The 18748-nt window shown below is 45.1% G+C and carries 8 protein-coding genes; 2 read left to right on the top strand and 6 right to left on the bottom strand.

From position 1 onward, the window contains the following. The first annotated feature begins 82 nt into the window (after positions 1 to 82). Entirely contained in the window at positions 83 to 1057 is a 975-nt protein-coding gene (locus R7M72_RS00680) for a peptidoglycan DD-metalloendopeptidase family protein (protein WP_213916864.1), read from the top strand. A gap of 341 nt (positions 1058 to 1398) precedes the next feature. Here R7M72_RS00680 and R7M72_RS00675 read toward each other — a convergent pair whose 3' ends face one another. Together R7M72_RS00675 and ampC are read right to left on the bottom strand one after the other, a co-directional pair. Continuing rightward, positions 1399 to 2037: a CatB-related O-acetyltransferase gene (locus R7M72_RS00675; RefSeq protein WP_054576099.1), complete on the bottom strand. Its 639-nt coding sequence runs from the start codon at positions 2035 to 2037 to the stop codon at positions 1399 to 1401. 94 nt (positions 2038 to 2131) lie between these two features. Then, a complete protein-coding gene (gene ampC, locus R7M72_RS00670; RefSeq protein WP_054576100.1) occupies positions 2132 to 3283 on the bottom strand; it encodes a class C beta-lactamase in 1152 nt (383 codons plus the stop codon). Positions 3284 to 3642: 359 nt separating this feature from the next. Here ampC and R7M72_RS00665 point away from each other — a divergent pair, with 359 nt between their 5' ends. Beyond that, on the top strand, positions 3643 to 5046 hold the full coding sequence (locus R7M72_RS00665; protein ID WP_315957075.1) for a PLP-dependent aminotransferase family protein: 1404 nt from the start codon (positions 3643 to 3645) through the stop codon (positions 5044 to 5046). Between the two features lie 573 nt (positions 5047 to 5619). Here the strand turns inward: R7M72_RS00665 and R7M72_RS00660 are convergent. The 4 genes from R7M72_RS00660 to R7M72_RS00645 all read right to left on the bottom strand — a co-directional run bounded on the left by R7M72_RS00660 (position 5620) and on the right by R7M72_RS00645 (position 18387). After that, positions 5620 to 15252 carry an Ig-like domain-containing protein gene (locus R7M72_RS00660; protein WP_318055979.1) on the bottom strand — a complete coding sequence of 3211 codons (9633 nt, stop codon included), beginning with the start codon at positions 15250 to 15252 and terminating at the stop codon, positions 5620 to 5622. 120 nt (positions 15253 to 15372) lie between these two features. Beyond that, positions 15373 to 15987, bottom strand: a complete 615-nt coding sequence (locus R7M72_RS00655; RefSeq protein WP_176311468.1) for a phage tail protein — start codon at positions 15985 to 15987, stop codon at positions 15373 to 15375. A gap of 146 nt (positions 15988 to 16133) precedes the next feature. Further along, a complete protein-coding gene (locus tag R7M72_RS00650; RefSeq protein WP_238966389.1) occupies positions 16134 to 17081 on the bottom strand; it encodes a formyltransferase family protein in 948 nt (315 codons plus the stop codon). Positions 17082 to 17088: 7 nt separating this feature from the next. Then, positions 17089 to 18387, bottom strand: a complete 1299-nt coding sequence (locus R7M72_RS00645) for a hypothetical protein (RefSeq protein ID WP_017819914.1) — start codon at positions 18385 to 18387, stop codon at positions 17089 to 17091. Positions 18388 to 18748: the final 361 nt, after the last annotated feature.

Below are 18748 nucleotides of genomic sequence, written 5' to 3'. Positions count from 1 at the left end.
TCACTCATGCTTTAATGCTAGTTTTTATTTAAAATATTATACTCTACGCACAACTGTCAGTATTGATAAACCAACAAAACTAATGACTATTTTAATAATAAAAAGGAGTGTGCAAGCTCCTACCGTAGCCCTTATCACTACTGCGTTAATCATATTGATTAGCGTATCGCTTTCTCACTACTTCCTCACTCCTGTGGATAGGCTACCTACCATCAAGCCTTTAGAATTCGCAAGTGAGAATGTGCAGCCACCAATTAAAAAGAAGACTCGTAGGCAAAAAATCACTATCGGTGTTGTTGAATACTCTTTTGTCGCTTCATTATTAAAATCAGGAGTGAGTCAAAAAGAGATCAACTTGCTATTAGCACTTATCAAAAGCAAGTTTAATATTATTGACTCTATTAAAAGAGGTGATAACTTTATCTTAAGAACTAAATTAAATAGTAAAAATGAAACTTACATTAGTTCTTTTTACTATTTAGGCAGTAAAACTGATTTATTTATTATCAATGATGGTCACGGTAACGTATTTGATGAGCATGGTGTGTCGATAAATAATCAGTTCATGTTTTCTTCACCCTTTGATAAAAACTACAGAGTGAGCTCTGACTATGACTTAAAGCGAACACATCCAGTGACCAATATAACGACTCCGCACTTAGGCACTGATTATGCCACACCTGTAGGTACACCGATTCGTAGTATTGCTGATGGCATCGTTTTAAAGTCCCGCTACAACCGTTTTGCGGGCAACTATATTAATATCCGCCACACAAATGGCTCTGTATCACGCTACCTACACTTATCTCAGCGCAACGTCCATGTTGGTGAGAAGATCAGCCGAGGACAAGTGATAGGGAAAACGGGTAACACAGGAAGAACAACAGGGCCGCATTTACATCTTGAACTGCACATCAATGGTGTTCCTGTTGATTACGAGCAATACATTCAAAGGCACCCAAACACTGACGTAAATATAGAAATGCTGATTGCAGCGAGAAAAGAAAAAGCAGAGTTAACAGCGGAATGGCAACGGTATGAGCAGTCAAATAGGTAACAACATCCACTTCGATTCGCTCTTTCTTCATTTATCTGAAGCGAGTCCTCGTAACCCTCTGAGCGCTTCGTAGTCTGTCGCCACTAACCAATTTCAGGATCAAAAAGAGCCGCTACATGCGGCTCTTAATAATTATAATTTCCCGATATTCCATCGGTTTCCCCTTTACCAAATACGTTGTCCTCTTGTTCTTGAACGCAAATGATACGCGCCCCATCATGTTCACGTAAAAAATCAATAAAAGAATAAAATGATTACTCATTGTATTGGCTAGATATTTAATACAAAGAGGCCCAACTCATGACCTCTTTCTGACTTTTTAAACAGTGACATTGTCACGATTATGAGTAGTTTCTATCATATTCAGCGCTTGCCTTTCTCAGCCCTTCTAAATCGTCTGAACATAAAAATCTCTTCAGGCTGTCGATTTTCTTATCAGGCCAATCATATATCCTAAGAGCAAGCAGTTCGTCTATCGTCTCTCGAGAAAAGCGATATTTGACATGCTTAGCTGGTGAACCCGCAACCATGCTGTAAGGCTCAACATCTTTCGTCACCACACTGTTTGCCGCAACGATTGCTCCTTCTCCGATAGTCACACCCGGCATTATCATGGATCGCATACCGAGCCAGGCGCCATCGCCAATATGAGTATCTCCTTTCCCGACGTACGCTTCTTCAATAAAGTCCATAAATGGGTACAAGGAGAACCAATCTGCTCTATGTGTACTGTTTCCCCCCATAACAATCACAACTTCCGCTGCAATACAGACAAAGTCACCTATATGTAACTTATCAATCTTCCATTTTGGTTCCCAATCTCGGCTGAACTCATCACCTTGTAGATATCTTACAACGGACTCCTCAAAACCGGCGTCCCAACAATCACTGTAATAACTATGTTTACCTTTAATCGTTATATTTGGGTTCGTAACAACTTCATGTAGCAAAGTCACTTTAGACCAATGCTTAGTTTTCATGAATACTCCTATAAATACTATCGAATAAAACACTGCAGATAGTATGTATCTAAATAAGCTCTAATAATTACATAGTTCCTATTACTACTAAAATTTACTTCACCACTGAGCTAATAATATGGTGAGCAGCCTCTACTCTTTCTGCATTAGGGTAGTTTTTATTCGCTAGAATCACTATGCCTATTTTTTTAGAAGGTACATACGCGACATATGCCCCAAACCCACCTGTTGAGCCCGTTTTGTTATACCAAACATCACGACCGAGAGTACCGGGTTCACTTGCTTGCACCGGTTTAGCGTTGAGAATTACGTCGCTGGAGTTACCCTTCAATAATTGTGAAAGTGAAACGGGGTAATCATAACCTTCCCACCCTACTGCTTGCGTAAATGTATCGGTATTAAAATACTTAATGTGAGTTTGCTCTAGCGCATTCTCCATATCATTATTCAGTTGCGCTTGCCCCATATTTGCTTCGATATATTGAAGCATATCTGAGCTCGTTGATTTAATACCATAGGCTTGCGCATCAAGAATACCTGGATTAACTCTAACGGGGTTTCCCTCAGAACTATAACCAAAAGCATAGTTATTAAGCTTATCCTTTGGTACATCGACAAAGGTATTGGTCATACCGAGCTCAGGCAGGATGACGGTTTCCATCATTTCCGTATAGTCTGACTTCATACTCAAGGCACCGATGTAGCCAAATAGACCAATACTAGGGTTTGAGTACTTCCTCTTAGTACCGGCTTCGTACTCCGGTTTCCACGTTTTGTAGTACTGCATCATTTCAGCGTCGTTCGTTACTTCGCTAGGAAATTGCAATGGTAGACCACCCGCAGTGTAGGTGGCGACATGAACTAGCTTGGTATTACCCAGAGCACTATTCTCTAATTCTGGAATATAATCTTTGACCTTGTCATCCATGTCTAGCTTACCTTTTTCTTGGGCATACCCAGTCAAAGTAGCGGCAAAAGTTTTACTGATAGAACCGAGTTCAAAAATTGTGTCGTTGGTGACTAAACTCCCCTTACTTTCGTCAGCAAAACCGTAATTGTAAAAATAACGCTTGCCATCAATCGTTACTGCAACAGCCAACCCCGGAATGTCGTATTCGTTTATTAATCCTTTAGCGCAATCATCAACTACGCTCTTTAATTGACTGCTAACCGTTAACTCCGTTTTCGCAAACGTGACGAAAGAAGTGAGCGATAAAATGGCCAGCAAGGCATTGTTTAACTTCATTGAACCCTCAATTTTTTAATTTTAACTTATAATTAATTTCTAGTTTATTCCAAGGCTTTTAACTTTTTATATAAAAGTAATCCTGACTTGAAGAACTCCAATCGTTAACCCTCGATGAATAACACTGTGTCTTCAAATTTTTAGTGCGATATAAACAGGTCTAAACCTGATCACCGTTGATAGGTAGGCCGGTTAGATACGAATGTAAGTAACATCCGTTTCCAAAATGGGGAAATAGTGTACTCATTACGCTTTCTCCATATCACGATAACGGTATACTAGGTAGATATACTTGGTATATACAGATCCACATCCTCACAACGCTTTAGAACCACTTTTCAACGTCTACAGAGAAAACGATGCCATTTTCACTACACTTCGAAACTGGAAAAGTCACCAGCCAACAGCTTTATTCCGAGATATACCAAGGGATATTAGAAGGCAGATTACGATCAAATGAGAGATTACCGTCAACCCGCATGCTGTCGAAAAAGTTAGGCATAGCAAGAAACACTGTCATTTCGGTGTATGAGCGACTTCAGTTCGAGGGGTGGATAGTAAAAAAGGCAGGGTCTGGCACGTACGTAAGTAATGCTCTAGAACAAACGGTGAATCAAGATAAGAGACCAATAAAACACTACCAACTAGGGGTGTTTGGCACTAACGCAGCGAAGAAGCCAGAGATCATCGCACCAAAGAATCTAGACTATGACTTCACTTTAGGCGTTCCTGATCATCAGAGAATAGCAAAGCATATTTGGCGACACTCAAGACTGAGTAGGCTCAATGCATTAACTCCAGAGTTTGCACATGGCGGTGATTTGCAAGGGTTAGCTTGTTTACGAGAGTCTATCTGCGAGTATGTGAGACACTCGAGAGGCGTAATCTGTGACCCTGAAGACATCATCATTACTCAAGGGTGCCAGCAGGCAATAATGACGACTCTCCTTACATTACTCTCTCCCGGGGATCTCGTGTCGACGGAAGATCCAGGATATCCTGTTTTTCGAAATCAAGCTCGATTACTTGGCGCGCAAATAGGCTCCGTGCCGATGGACGACCAAGGTGTTGTCGTTGAATCAATCCCTTCTAATGCCAAAATTATTTATACAACGCCTAGCCATCAGTTCCCTTTAGGCTTTAGCTACTCAGCTGACAGGAAGTTAGAACTGCTGAGATGGGCAGAAGTTAATAACGCAATCATTATCGAAGATGATTATGATTCGGAATATCACTATCTCAATACCAGTAAGAAAGCTCTCAAGTCACAAGACAAAAATGACTGCGTCATTATGGTAGGCAGTTTCTCTAAAATACTATTTCCCGGCATACGCATTGGCTATATGATTCCACCAAAGTCTTTAATGGAGCCAATTTCAAATATGTTGTGGCACTTGGGAAGAAGTACATCTGTAGTGTCTCAAATCCTACTTGACGAATTCATGCGTAACGGTCATTTCTCTCACCATTTACTCAATATGAATAAAATCTATAGCGAAAGGTACCATAAACTCACTCAATTAATTGACAACGTAGATTGCTTACAACGTATTCCAAGCCAAGGTGGATTGCATATAGCAGCTGAAGTATCGGGATGCGCGACACAAATGATGAATAAACTTGCTTCATCAAATGTAGCGGTTTATCCATCATCGCATTTTTCTATCAACAATCATTCTAATGCCCTCTTATTTGGGTTTGGCATTATCCCTATCCAAAAAATAGAAACAGCATTTGATATTATTCAATCAGTATTGGATTAAAGCAGATATAAAATTACCCGTTCAAAAATGTCATAAACTTAAAAAAACCATAGACTTATGAAGAGGCAATATCAAATTATCGTTTAGGTATCAATTTATCGTCTTGTTATCACCAGCAGAGTCAGGGGCAACTGCGAACTTGGAACGCTTTTCAACCAAATAAGAGTTCACTACGAATTGTGTCGCTCTAACCCGCTTGGTTTGGCTTCAGCCCCAACACTATATTTCTTCGACTGTAGACGCACTAGGTTCAAGTAAAGCGACGTATCACGCTGACACTTTCAGCGCCACCAGCAACCCTATTGCGTAAATCATCTTCTTTTAAGTTCACATCGAGCATTCAAAGAACCTTATTTTTCTAATATCGAACAGTAAGTTCTGCTTAACACTCTATCAAAACACTATCTTTCGCTAGATGTTAAAGAAGAAAAGACTTCAAGGTAATTAAGGATTTGTTATAGAGTATTGACCTACATAATAAAGATCACAATCACGACATTAATCTCCAGTGATTTACCATACTGCTTCATGAGCAATTGGGATGTAAATTATCGAAAAATACCAAACCATAAGTTAATACGCTGCTAACGGCTCAAAAAAATAACGAAGTTGTAGCGCAATTATATCAACATCATTTTCATGTAAAAAATAACGAGCGCCTTGGACACCGATCTCCCAATTATCTGAGAGGTTGTAGCCAACTTCTGCACCAATATATCCATCAAAACCATCCACTTCCGTCGTTATCTTGCTGCCTTGATACGTACTTTCAATATCGGTATCCCAGAACAAGCCCCCCAAACTCAGTTTTGCGGACCATGAATTGTATTGCCAGAACTTATAACCGATGTCGAAGCCCATGCCCTTAACAAGGAGTGGGGCTATAGATGCGACATTGGCGTGATAGTCTTCTGGTGAAGTAGTAGCACTACGCAATGTAGCACTACCTTCACCCATATCAATATAACGAATAGTTCCAGACCATTGATCAGAAAAAGTATATCCCAACCCGACAGAGCGATAGAACCCGGTGTTGTCAGTAGAGATTACGTTATCACCTTTAACAGCATCACGCTCATCTGCATGGCTTGACCCCATTTGAACATCAACATACCAGCCCGCTTGACTACTAAAACTAAACACAGCAATTAGTGCTAGAGCACTGTTTCTTCCATAACGTTGCATGGCTCCTAACAAAATCAAAAGCATCAACACCATGCCACCCAATGATCCTGCTGAAGTATTTTCAACCTTTACATCTCTTACCAACTTAACGGTCACTATAACTTTCCCCGCGTCTTGCAGGCCTTGGCTATCCTGAATGATATATGTCAACACATCATTGCCTTCAAACCCTGAGGTAGGGGTATAGGTCACGCTCTGATCTGCATTCATGACCGCCTGCCCATACTGCGCTTGGACTGAAACCAACTTCAATGTGTCGTTATCCGGATCGGTATCGTTAGCAAGGACATAAACCGTGACAGGGGTACGATCATCGGTGGTAATATTATCGTCCACCGCATTCGGATTCTGACTGTTTACCACATTTACCGTCACCTTCGCCGATCCCGTTCCACCATTACCATCCGTTACGCTATAAGTGATCAAAGCCTCCCCGTAGTACTGTGGTTGAGTGACATAGCTTAGTTTGTTATCAACCACACTAACACTACCAATATCTACAGAAGCGCGACTTACCTTCAGCCCATCACCATCAGCATCGGTATCATTGCTCAATACATCGATCGTCACCGTACCATTGAGACTAACAAACGCATTGTCGTCAATCGCTTGAGGGAGTGTATTATTGCTTACACGAGCGGCAACGACGCCAGGGTCAACGACACTGCCATTAGCCAATCCGTCATCATCGTTCGGGCCACCGTCTTCAATGGTAAGTTGTACACACCAGTCACCTTCAGTCAGACCCTGTGACCATGAACTGTGCCCTGGTGGCGGACAATAACCAGCCTCGCCAGCACTAGAAGAAACTGTGTTTTGAGCATCCTCAATAAAGTCTACCCACCCCTGTTCAGCATTATACTTTCGGTACACTGCATTTGCTGGAACAGGTAAACGCTGAGGCATAACTAATTGATAGCTTTGACCGGGAAGCGGCAAATTAGTTACTACAAAATCAAAGATTCCCCCTATGCTCTTCATATTGATATCTTTAGGAAGCTCCTCATCCAACAATAAAGCTCCTCCTGTTGTGTTAGTCAGAATGGTTATTCCTTTGCGTAAACAGACACCAGGCTGCCCCTCAATGAGGAAGCGATCTTTTTCTGACACAACCTGTTGAATTACGTTACAGTCAGAAATTGCATCAAGATAATCAGGGATACCATCACCATCACTATCATTATGACCTTCTTGATCATCCGGGATTAAGTCGCCATCACTGTCTTCACTCCCGAGCTCCGCCAATGTTTGTACCACTTCTAAATAGACATTCCGTGTCACTGATAATGGTGGAGTGCCATTGTCAGTAACTGTCAATTGCAAATTGTAAATCGCTGAACTCAGTAATTGCGGAGAGAAAGTCAATGTTTCGCTGTACATCTGCCCCGCAATCGCTTGGTTAAGTACATCGCTATCACTACTCCATCTGAAACTGTGTATATCGGACATATTTGCATCACTAACACTGCTCGTGATTGTGACCGGTTCAACACCATTTTCAATTTGGCTCCGCTGCTCCCCCGCCTGAGATACACTTACCGTGACCTTCGGAGCCACATTCTCTTCAAAGATTGTCAAGGTGTAACGACGCTTACTACCTAGATTAAGGGTGCTGTCCAGATCAATCACTAAGGTTTCAACGCCCTCATTTTGTCCATCATTAAGTAGTTCGAACGAAAGTTTGCCTTCGGTACCACTAGGTATCACCACTTCACCAGAGGTGAGCGTGTGGTCATCACTGTCCGTGCTTCCTGAAACCGTATAAGGTATGATTACTGGGTAGCTCGGCGAAGGACCGTTAAGGTGTATCGATACGCTATGATTGGTGCCTTCCGTGGTTTGCGCATCTTTGGAGATACTTATCAGTGGATACACTGTTACCGTTTGACTAGCTTCAGCGACGTTTCCATCAGAGTCTTGAGTGCGCCAATAGACCGTATTAGTTCCAGGTCGGAAAAAGGTCGTGCTGTCGACCAATGAAACAGGTAATAGCTTGCCTGTACTATCTCGTGCCACAGCAGAGCCTAATGCAACTTTAGTAAAGAGCGAAGTTGCGTTCACTTCGATATCTGAAGGTGCGGCTATTGTTGGTGCGTCCAATTTCGCACTTTTAATTGTCACGATTACTTTCGCGGTGGCCTTTCCACCGTTACCATCTTTCACACTGTATTGCACTGCCACTGTACCAATTGAGGTCGTTACCAATTGGATTTGACTGCCCACAATCGTTGCCGTTCCAGATGTAGGTTTAACCCATTCCAGTTGTAATGTATCTAGATCAACATCGCTGTCGTTGCTGAGTACATCCAATAAGTAGCTACCATCGTTACTCTCGGTAAAGACATAGGTATCATTAACCGCCACTGGCTCATCATTAACGTTGATTACCGTGATGCTAAACGCTGCTAAAGATGTGCTTAGCTCACCGTCTGAGACACTAATAACAATATTATTGGTGCTGCCAACATGCTCATTTTCCGGCGTACCACTTAGCAACCCAGTTGCTCTATCAAAGGTTGCCCATGATGGTTTATTGCGGATTGAAAAGCTCAAGCTACTACTATCAACATCCGATGCCTGCAGCGCAAAGCGGTACGTACTGCCTTCGTTGACGGTAAGAGCAGGAGTGCCACTGATCACTGGCGCGTCATTGACATTGTTAACCACAATACTGAATCTATTGAGCATTGTGGTCGTGAGACCATCAGAAACCGAGATAACAATGCCCTGATATTTGCCAACATCACCATTATCTGGTGTACCACTAAGCGTGCCTGTTGATGCATCAAAGCTAGCCCAAGATGGCTTGTTCACGATACTGAAGGTGAAGGCTTGGCTGTCAACATCTGACACTTGTGGCGTGAACAGATAGGTGCTGTCTTCATTCACTTGTGTTGCTGGTGAACCAGAGATAACGGGTGCATCGTTAACGTTATTCACAGTAATCGAAAAAGCTGACAATGAGGAAGAAATAGAGCCATCGGATACGCTAATCACGATACCTGGATAAGTCCCCACATAACGGTTACTTGGCGTGCCAGAAAGCGCTCCTGTTGTCTTGTCAAATGTAGCCCAAGGTGGCTTGTTAGCTATCAAGTAGGTCAGAGTATCCGCTGGGTCATTGTCCAATGCCGCGGGCACAAACTGATACACACTATCTTCATCAACTTGCGCCGATGGGGTACCCGTAATCACTGGCGCGTCATTAACGTTATTCACCGTGATGGTCACTAACGCCACTCCAGCGGTAAGTTCTCCGTCACTTACGCTGTAAGTGAAACTGTCCTGACCAAAGAAGTTACTGTTACCCGTATAAACCGCGTGATTGCCTGTGACGGTAACATTACCGTTGACTGGCGATTTTACAATTTGATAGCTCAAAGATGAGCCTTCTGCATCGTTACCATTTAAAGTAATGGTCAGCGGTATTTCTTCCTCTCCCGTAGCACTGATATCGGTCGCGATTGGTGTATCGTTGACTGCATTAACCGTCAAATCGACACGAACCTCTGTCGAGTCGAGATCACCGTCGTTGACCTTGAACAAGAAGAAGTCGGAGCCATTGAAGTCCGCTTCTGGTGTATAGCGCCAACTATTATTGGTCAACTGCTCTAGCACGCCATGACTGACTTGCTCAGTGATAAGATACTGCAGAGTGTCATCATCGTTATCAATATCTGAACCAACCAGCGTGATCACCAAACTATTGTCTTCATCAAGCGTTTGTGACTGTGCTTGCGCCATTGGTGCGTCGTTGACTGGTGTTACTGTCATGGTCACTGTTGCGGCGTTAGATACAGCACCTGCTAAGTCTGCCACCGTATAGGTGAAGCTATCTTCACCGAAGTAGTTCTCATTGGGGTTGTAAACAATCGCTCCTGACGCCGTCACGTTCACACTGCCATGTGCTGGCGTATCGACGACTGTGACACTAGTGAGTTCAAAACTGTCTCCAACATCGGCATCACTATCATTGCCTAATACATTGACCTCGAAGGAGCCTCCCTCTAGTAGTTGTGCACTGTTATCAACAGCAACGGGGGCATCATTCACTGGCGTAATATTGAGCGTGACGGTTGCAGGCACTGAGACTGCTTGACCACTATCGGTTAGCATGTAGGTAAAGCTATGTTGACCATTAACGTTCGCTGTTGGCACAATCTTTAAGGTCCCATCGACATTGACACTGACCGTGGCAAAACTGTATACCCCCTCTCCTTGACCAAGATCTTGCAGGGTAATACTACTCGGGGTGAATGACCCATCTTCAATATCACTGTCGTTACTTAAAATATCGAGTGTCGATGTGATATCTTCATCAAAAGTAAAACTGTCTTCCTCCGCTACTGGTGAGTCATTGACGGAACCGATATTGACGCTGACCGTGGCCGCAAGAGAAACGCCGCCTTCACTGTCTGCGATCGTGTAAGTAAAGCTATCGCTACCATTTTCATTCGGATTCGGCGTATATACAAAAGTGCCTACAGTTTGATCAATGGCTACTTGTCCTTTTTGAGGCAAACTAACTAACGATAAATCACCCGTTGGGATGCCATCTTCAACATCCTCCGCTTGACTACGCGCGCTGACTGCTGCGCTTGCGGTATCTTCGTCGGTGTTGATGGTCAGCGCTTTAGCGACTGGCGCATCATTTATAGCCATGATAGTGACGGTCACTGTCGCCTCTTGCGACTCCTGCAGCAGGGCATCTTTCACGGTATAGGTAAAGCTATCTGTGCCTGTCTCATTATTATTTGGCGTATAGGTAACAACGCCGTTGCTGATCGACACCTGACCTTTAATTGGTTGCGTTTTAATCGTTGTAGAAGAAGCGACCATGTCATCATTAACATCGGAATCGTTGGCTAACAGACTAAATTGTTTCGCCGTATCTTCCTCAGTCGAGAAGCTATCATCAACTACCGTTGGCGCGACATCGTAGCGTTTGGTCACAGTATCCGTCACTGCATCAGATGCGTTGCCTGCGGCATCGGTTACCACCACGCTTACTGTCAACATCCCCTCTTGCAAAATAGTGACGTCAATGCCCGTTACTTGCATGGTCTCCGAAGAAATTGTTTGACTAGCGCCGTCAATGGTCGTGGTACCGTCGGTCACGCTATAAGTGAACATCGCGTTCACTTCAGCTGCTGCGAAGGTAAAGCTCATCGCCTGTTCGTTGGTTTTGTTAATGCTCTCCTGATCAATGCTGATGCTATGTCCAGTCGGGATCCCCGTATCCACTGAGATCAACAACTGAGTCGCTGCTGTATTGAGGTTGCCAGCTGCGTCGCTAAATTTCTCGGCTGCAACATCAATAGTTGCATCCTCAGTGCTTTCTTCTGCAGGTGTAAAGGTAGCCGTGTAACTGGCGCTACTGCCCGCAAAGTTAGAAAGAGTTCCTCCAGCCACGGTCACATCGGCTTCGGAAAAATCAGTTGCGGCTTCACTCAAGGTAAACGTGAGTGTTGCCGTTTCACCCGCTTTCAACGCAGCGCTTGAGCTAGTGATACTAACGGTTGGAAGCACAGTATCGACGCTGATGGAAAGTGGTGTAGCTGCACTATTGGTGTTACCAGAGGCATCGGTAAATGTACCTGTGGCAACTTCAATAGTACCGCTCGTCGCACTCTCTTCCGTTGGTGTAAAGGTCGCAGTGTAGCTGCTACCACTGCCAGCAAAACCAGACAAAGTACCGCCACTAACCGTGATATCCGCCTCGGTAAAATCGCTCGACGCTTCACTTAAGGTAAAGGTAATGGTCGCCGTTTCGTCCGCTTTCAGCGCCAATTTATCACTGGAGATAGTCACACTCGGCACTAAACTATCAACGGTTATAGACAGTTGAGACGCAGCAGTGTTGCTATTCCCGGCAGCATCGGTAAAGAAATCTGCCGCCACGTTAATCGTCGCTGTACTTGTACTGTCTCTATCCGGCGTAAAGGTGGCCGTGTAATTGTCACCGCTGCCCGCAAAGTTAGACAAACTGCCGCCAGTGACGGTGACATCTGACTCAGTAAAGTCACTTGAGGACTCACTTAAGGTGAACGTGATACTCGCCGTTTCGCCAGAGATCAAATCAAGGTCTGAGCTGCTCAAAGAAACAGTTGGCCTCACGTTATCTAACGTAATTGTTGTGCTATCTATACTGGAGGTGTTGCCCGCCGCATCGCTCTGGCTCGCCGCGACCGTCAGGGTGCCGTTGTTAAACGCACTTACATCAAACTCACTGCCAATAGTCGTCCAAGCCCCGGTATTGCCGGCCGTCACCGTACGACTGACTGAGTTGTTATTGTCCGTGATGGTCACGGTCACACTATTGCCAGCCTCCGCGCCGGAGCCAGCAATCAGCACATCATTGTCTTCTGCCGCATTGACGATACCGTCGATTGCAATCGGCGTGGAAATGGTAACAGCGGATGGCGCTGCGTTATCTAGGGTTACGCTCTGGGTGGCTACGGTGGAGATATTACCTGCTATATCAGCTTGGGTTGCAGACACAGTCAGGGTGCCATTGCTCAAGCCACTGATATCCAGCTCGCTGCCGCTCAACGTCCAGTTGCCTGAGTTGTCGGTCGTCACCGTACGACTGACAGAGCTGTTGTTATCCGTGATAGTCACGGTCACGCTGTTGCCTGCTTCCGCGCCGGAGCCAGCAATCAACACATCGTTATCTTCCACTGCATTAACAATACCATCGGTTTCAATCGGTGTAGTGATGGTCACAGCTGATGGTGCGGCGTTATCTAAGGTAATGCTCTGGGTGGTCACTCTGGAGGTATTACCCGCCGTATCCGATTGCGTCACAGCAACTATGAGTGTGCCGTTGTTCAGGCCACTGACATCAAGCTCACTGCCGCTCAACGTCCAGCTGCCTGAGTTGTCGGCCGTCACCGTACGGCTGACAGAGCTGTTATTGTCCGTGATAGTCACGGTCACGCTATTGCCTGCTTCCGCACTGAAGCCAGCGATCAGTACGTCGTTGTCTTCTGCCGCATTGACGACCCCATCAGTTTCAATCGGCGTATTGATGATTACAGCAGATGGGTCTGCATTGTCCAGAGTAATACTCTGGGTGGCTGCGGTAGAAGTATTACCTGCTATATCTGCTTGGGTTGCAGACACAGTCAGGGTGCCGTTGTTAAACGCACTTACATCAAGCTCACTGCCGCTCAACGTCCAGTTGCCTGAGTTATCGGCCGTCACCGTACGACTGACAGAACTGTTATTGTCCGTGATAGTCACGGTCACGCTGTTGCCTACTTCCGCGCCGGAGCCAGCAATCAGTACGTCGTTGTCTTCTGCCGCATTGACAATACCATCGGTTTCAATCGGCGTGGTGATGGTCACTGCTGATGGGGCTGCATTGTCTAGGGTAACACTCTGGCTAGCTGCGGTGGAGATATTACCTGCTATATCTGCTTGGGTTGCAGACACCGTCAGGGTGCCATTGTTCAGGCCACTGACATCCAGCTCGCTGCCGCTCAGCGTCCAGTTGCCTGAGTTGTCGGCCGTCACCGTACGACTGACAGAGCTGTTATTGTCTGTGATAGTCACGGTCACGCTGTTGCCTGCTTCCGCGCCGGAGCCAGCGATCAACACATCGTTGTCTTCTGCAGCGTTGACGATACTGTCAGCCTCAATCGGCGTGGTAATGCTCACTACGGATGGTGCTATTGTATCAATGGTGACACTTAACGCGTTGGATGCCGAGCTAACATTATCATCGCTATCAGACGCTTTAGCACTTATTGCATGTGTAATACCAGACGCCAACTCATTGGTTGTTATCTGCCAGTTTCCTCCAGTAGCAGTGCCTGTGCCAATAACCGTTGCACCTCCACCGACTTGATCACTGTATAAAGTAACGATCGATCCACTCTCAGAAGTCCCACTAAACGTTGGTGTAGTGTCACTGGTAATATTATCAGTATTTAATGGCCCGGTATCCGAACTAGCATCTAAATCGGGTGTAGATGGCGCATTTGGCGTGGTATCGACTGTCGTAAAGTTAAATGTGGCATCATCGATGATCCCAGCGAAGCTATTATTTGCGCTGTCAGCCACGGCACTGGATTCAATATGAATGGCGTAGGTCCGGTTCCCTGCCAGATCACTGGTTGGGTTTAAGTAAACTTTATTGTTGGTAACACTGATGCGACCAGCGCCTGGTGATGTTGTTGTGCCATCGCTTTCAGTGGCAACATTAAATACTTCAAAGTCGCGACTGTCGGTAACATTACGAATGGTAATATTGCCGCTCTTCAGCTCAATATTTTCATCGAAGGCAATCTCGATGTTGTTGCTAACAGAAACATTGGTTGCATCATCAGTGGGAGTTGAGCTCGCACTGACAAAAGTAGGCGCGGTAGAGTCTGAAACCGCAGCGTCATCAATCTTGATACTTCTGATAAGATAACGAGAGTCAGCACCCGGACTTCGGGTAAACGCCATAGTCACTGTATCAACGTCCTGCCATGCCGAATCATTAAAATCTGTACCACGGGTCAGGGTAAACAAGTCCTGTAACCCTGAGTTTGCTTCACCACCTTTTGGCAAGGTGACAGTTTCGGTCACTGTTTGAGTATCATTAGAGAAGCCAGTTAACACAAGTTGATACGTTTTATCTGAGTCTCGGGCCGACCCCTGCATAAAGGTAATTTCGTCGAAACTGAAGTTAGTACTTGATTTCTCAAAAAAGCGGAAGCCACGATTGTTGAACTCATTAATCATGGTATTTGAGTAAAGAACACCAGCTACAAATCCGAGGTCATTTAGGCCAGTAAACGGAGTGCCATCCGAGCTAGTGCCCGCATCTAATACCATAGATACAGTACCTGCATTGGTAAGAGTGACTGAGGGCATACCCCCTGTGACGCCGGTCTCCACCTCACTAAAATTGGAACCTGAACCATTAGAGTAGTTAATCGTTTGCTGTGCAGCCCAGGCTCCACCGGAAAAAAACGCTGAGAACACCCATGCTGTTGTAATTGCGATCGCAACCTGACGATGTAATCTCATTTTCCTCTCCTGAAGATGACGGCCTTATCAACATGGCCGGGTTATCATAATCAACTTAAATATTTAATTTTTTTATAGGAAAGGATTAGCTAAAGATTCAGCCAATTCTTTCTTGGTTGATTAGCTGTGCGGTGGGTATACTCCCGCAGTGGCAATTAACCAATTAATCGGCAATACCGGGCTCAAAATATTAAGTGGCATTGAACCGCCTGTTTCAGTCACAGTTACAGTACCTCCGCCCGAGCCACTACCAGACACACTTAAGCCTTCGATCTCGGTCAAATCTGGTTGCTGAAACGTCGGTTTATAGAACCCGGGGGTAGAGTTTTGCGCTATATACGAATTACTATCGGGTACCTGTGTATTTGCAGCATTGGTAGCAACCTGCATCCTGCCTGTTACAGGTGCAGAAGTGCCAAGAGGGGTAAAAATTGCCGTATGTAAGTGTGCTGGCATTTGAGTTATATCAATAGTTACCAGTTCAGTACCCAATCTTTCTCCCTGATGATAATCCATCCCCCCAGGTCGTGTGCCTACACCAACTGGACTGCGGCCACGCAAATCAGGTAAACCAAAGGTAGTTCGGGCGTCACCTCCGTATAGAGTGCTAACTAGAGAGAAGAGCGCTGGATTATCTTCAATTGCCTGCATTTGCCCCGAGCACATTGCCCAATTTCTAATTGCAAAATTGCCACCAAATGCGGTTAGTGCCCCAAGATACGGTTCTGTAGCCATACTGTTCTTCCTTTCAACGTATACACTTAAGTTAAAACTAGCTCATAACGAAATTGGTGTGGTTGGTTAAAACTTTCCAATCTCGCATTACTAAATACCGTTACGGGCTTCATCACTGCCGCAAAGCACCGTATTGAGATATTTATTTACTCACAAGTTGAAGCGTGCTGGAGCAATGACATCCCAGCATCTAGCCCAGCCATTTGCGCATAGCGATAACCCGAAAACACGCCTTGCGGTGTAGCAATAACATCTATTGATATGGCGCTATCTAACGTTTTCACTTGTAACCCATGTTGTGGGCTGATCTCGAGAATGCTCCCCGCCTCAACACCGACTAAAGAAGTCTCCATTGCGCTTGCTTGCAAAACATTGGCGACACCACTTGGCAAGCTCAACATCGCACCACCGAAGTCATGATTGCCTGCTCGCACTAAGTTGACGATTTCGCGACTCGTTTGCACGTTCCAACGAATGTGCAGATCATGTTGGTTTACTGCTCGTGCCACTTCGTTGGGGTTTGATACTTGTTCACGCCAAACCAGCCCTTGCTTTTGTTGCGCGATGAGGAAGTCATACATCAGCTTAGCCGTCATTTGTGACGCTTTTTTCTGAGCACTGGTTAAGGTCTCAAACGGGTGAAATGGTACCTCTAACTCCATTCCTATAGCGCCGGAATCAGCCGATGCCTCAAGACGATGCAGGGTGAGGCTAAAGGTGTCTAAACCGTCTCTTAATTGCCAATAGAGAGGCATCGGGCCTCGATACTCGGGCAGCTTTCCCGGATGAATGTTGTACAAGTTTCCGTTGAAAAACTGACACAGCGAGGAATGAACTATGTGCCTGAACAAATAGATGACGCCATCCGTGACTCGCCAAGCATCGAGTTGCGCTATCAAAGCACTGCTGTCATTGGCGGTATACTGAGCAATATGAATCGATTGAGCGCTCAGATAGCTCTGTAGCTGCTGTAAGTCTGGATTTAGTTCTCCTTCCGGTACTACCACGCCCGCCAATTTATGTTGTTGTGCCAACAACTGAATGATGGGCAAGGCGTAACAACTTCCTGTAAAAACGACGTATTTTTGCTGCATATCGAAATCATCCATGGGTGGCGACAAAACCTGGCAATCCGGTTAACTGATAATAGAAACAGACCTTATCGCCTCCCTTCGCTTCAAAGTAATGGTGTTCAACGGCTTTGGGCTTGGCATCCACATAAAAAGTCATGTCGGGTTTAGGATGGGTAATACCAGAGTCGTATTGTCCGACCATCGCATCTCCGTAAGTATCGATATGGCTGTAAATGGCGAGGATACGTTTTGCCATATCTGGCACATCTTTCGGCAGCTCAATGGTGTTGCCTTGCAGCATTTTTATTCCACCATCTAGCTCAAAAATCTCGCTTCTGAGCAACATGGCTTTATTGACGTTAAGAATTTCTCCCAGATCAATTCGATCATCGATCGCTTCCGGCTGGCAATGGTTGGAATGTGCATACTCTGCTTTTTCCCATTGTTGATTAAATTCCGTCTCCCCGATGACCATCATGGCGCGCACAGATACCTGATTGGGGATCATTTCGCCTTGAATATGTAAATATTGAACCAAATGTTTCGCGATGCTGAGGAACCCTTCCCGACTAAAGCCATGCTGCATCGCTTCAAGTATCAGGAGATCAAACGTTTGAGTTGGCGAAAATTGGGTAGCATCTTCTTCCACTAAGGCTTCAATGTAGTCTGCGATATCGAGATCCGCGATCAATTGATTGAGTGCTTTAATGGCTCCGGGGTGAATATCTACTAGTGTCACCTGAAGCTGCTCTGCGCTAATTCGATCACTTTGTTTGTAGTGAGCAAGTAAAGGCAGCAGCAATGGTGCAAAGGGGCCGCAAGCTGGATAAAGCACTTTAACCTGTGACTTGTTGGCAAGCATATGTTGGATAGCTTTGTTTATACCACACGCAAAGCCTTTAATTCGGTACACATCTTTGATGGTGTGTTTACAGTTAAGTGGGGACATCACCAGCCCAGACGTGGAAATGTACTGTCGGGTCAGTTCCTCTTGAGTGAGTTTAGCCAGAGAAAGAGATTGGCAAGCGTTGCCATACATGCTCTGAAAGGCTTGCACCAGTGTTCGGTGCTCAACTTTCGTCTCCTTCAATACGAGCTCAACTGCCGCAGCGAAACTCTCTTTCAGTTGCCGTTGGCGTTCAGCCGTGCTGAGTTGGTTTTGGAGCATAGCCTCAAGTTGAGTCCGTAATGAGTACTTAAGCAGCTCATCCATTTCGGGTTCAGCAAAACCAAACTGTTGAGTTTGTTGCTGCACTTCTTCAACACCGACCGTCTCACGAGATTGAGGACGTTGCTGGTAGAATTCTATAGATGAGCCTTTTTGCATAATTCATGAACCTCACTTGCCGCTGTAGCAGTAGTTAATGATGTAACACACCTGTACTTGAGAAAAACATATGCCAGAGGTCCGCGTTACAATATCTCAGCTCCCGGCTCTAACTTCATAAACCGTACTGACAAAATTGGGCAGAAAAATTGAGATAAAAACAGTTCTAATCCTGTAAATTCAGAGAGTAGTAAATAGTTAGGGTAATAGGCCTTTCGATGTGATTCTTCTAAAGCAAGCGCTTGCCAATCCCCTCGATGGCAAGATCGTTTGACATATGGCAGCCACGCAGTCTCCTTAATAGAGGTAAGCGCGGCACTCAAGTGTGGTGTAATATGAAAGCCTTTTAACAGGCAGAAAA

The sequence above is a fragment of the Vibrio sp. YT-18 genome (genome assembly GCF_033337345.1).
Lineage (GTDB): Bacteria > Pseudomonadota > Gammaproteobacteria > Enterobacterales > Vibrionaceae > Vibrio > Vibrio alginolyticus.
The sequence above is the reverse complement of the archived record's forward strand: the minus strand, read 5'-3'. Positions and strand labels throughout refer to the sequence as shown.

Bases quoted from the DNA above. Each gene is read 5' to 3' on its own strand.
- R7M72_RS00680 (WP_213916864.1), top strand. From the start codon at position 83: ATGACTATTTTAATAATAAAAAGGAGTGTGCAAGCTCCTACCGTAGCC.
- R7M72_RS00675 (WP_054576099.1), bottom strand. From the start codon at position 2,037: ATGAAAACTAAGCATTGGTCTAAAGTGACTTTGCTACATGAAGTTGTT.
- ampC (WP_054576100.1), bottom strand. From the start codon at position 3,283: ATGAAGTTAAACAATGCCTTGCTGGCCATTTTATCGCTCACTTCTTTC.
- R7M72_RS00665 (WP_315957075.1), top strand. From the start codon at position 3,643: ATGCCATTTTCACTACACTTCGAAACTGGAAAAGTCACCAGCCAACAG.
- R7M72_RS00660 (WP_318055979.1), bottom strand. From the start codon at position 15,252: ATGAGATTACATCGTCAGGTTGCGATCGCAATTACAACAGCATGGGTG.
- R7M72_RS00655 (WP_176311468.1), bottom strand. From the start codon at position 15,987: ATGGCTACAGAACCGTATCTTGGGGCACTAACCGCATTTGGTGGCAAT.
- R7M72_RS00650 (WP_238966389.1), bottom strand. From the start codon at position 17,081: ATGCAGCAAAAATACGTCGTTTTTACAGGAAGTTGTTACGCCTTGCCC.
- R7M72_RS00645 (WP_017819914.1), bottom strand. From the start codon at position 18,387: ATGCAAAAAGGCTCATCTATAGAATTCTACCAGCAACGTCCTCAATCT.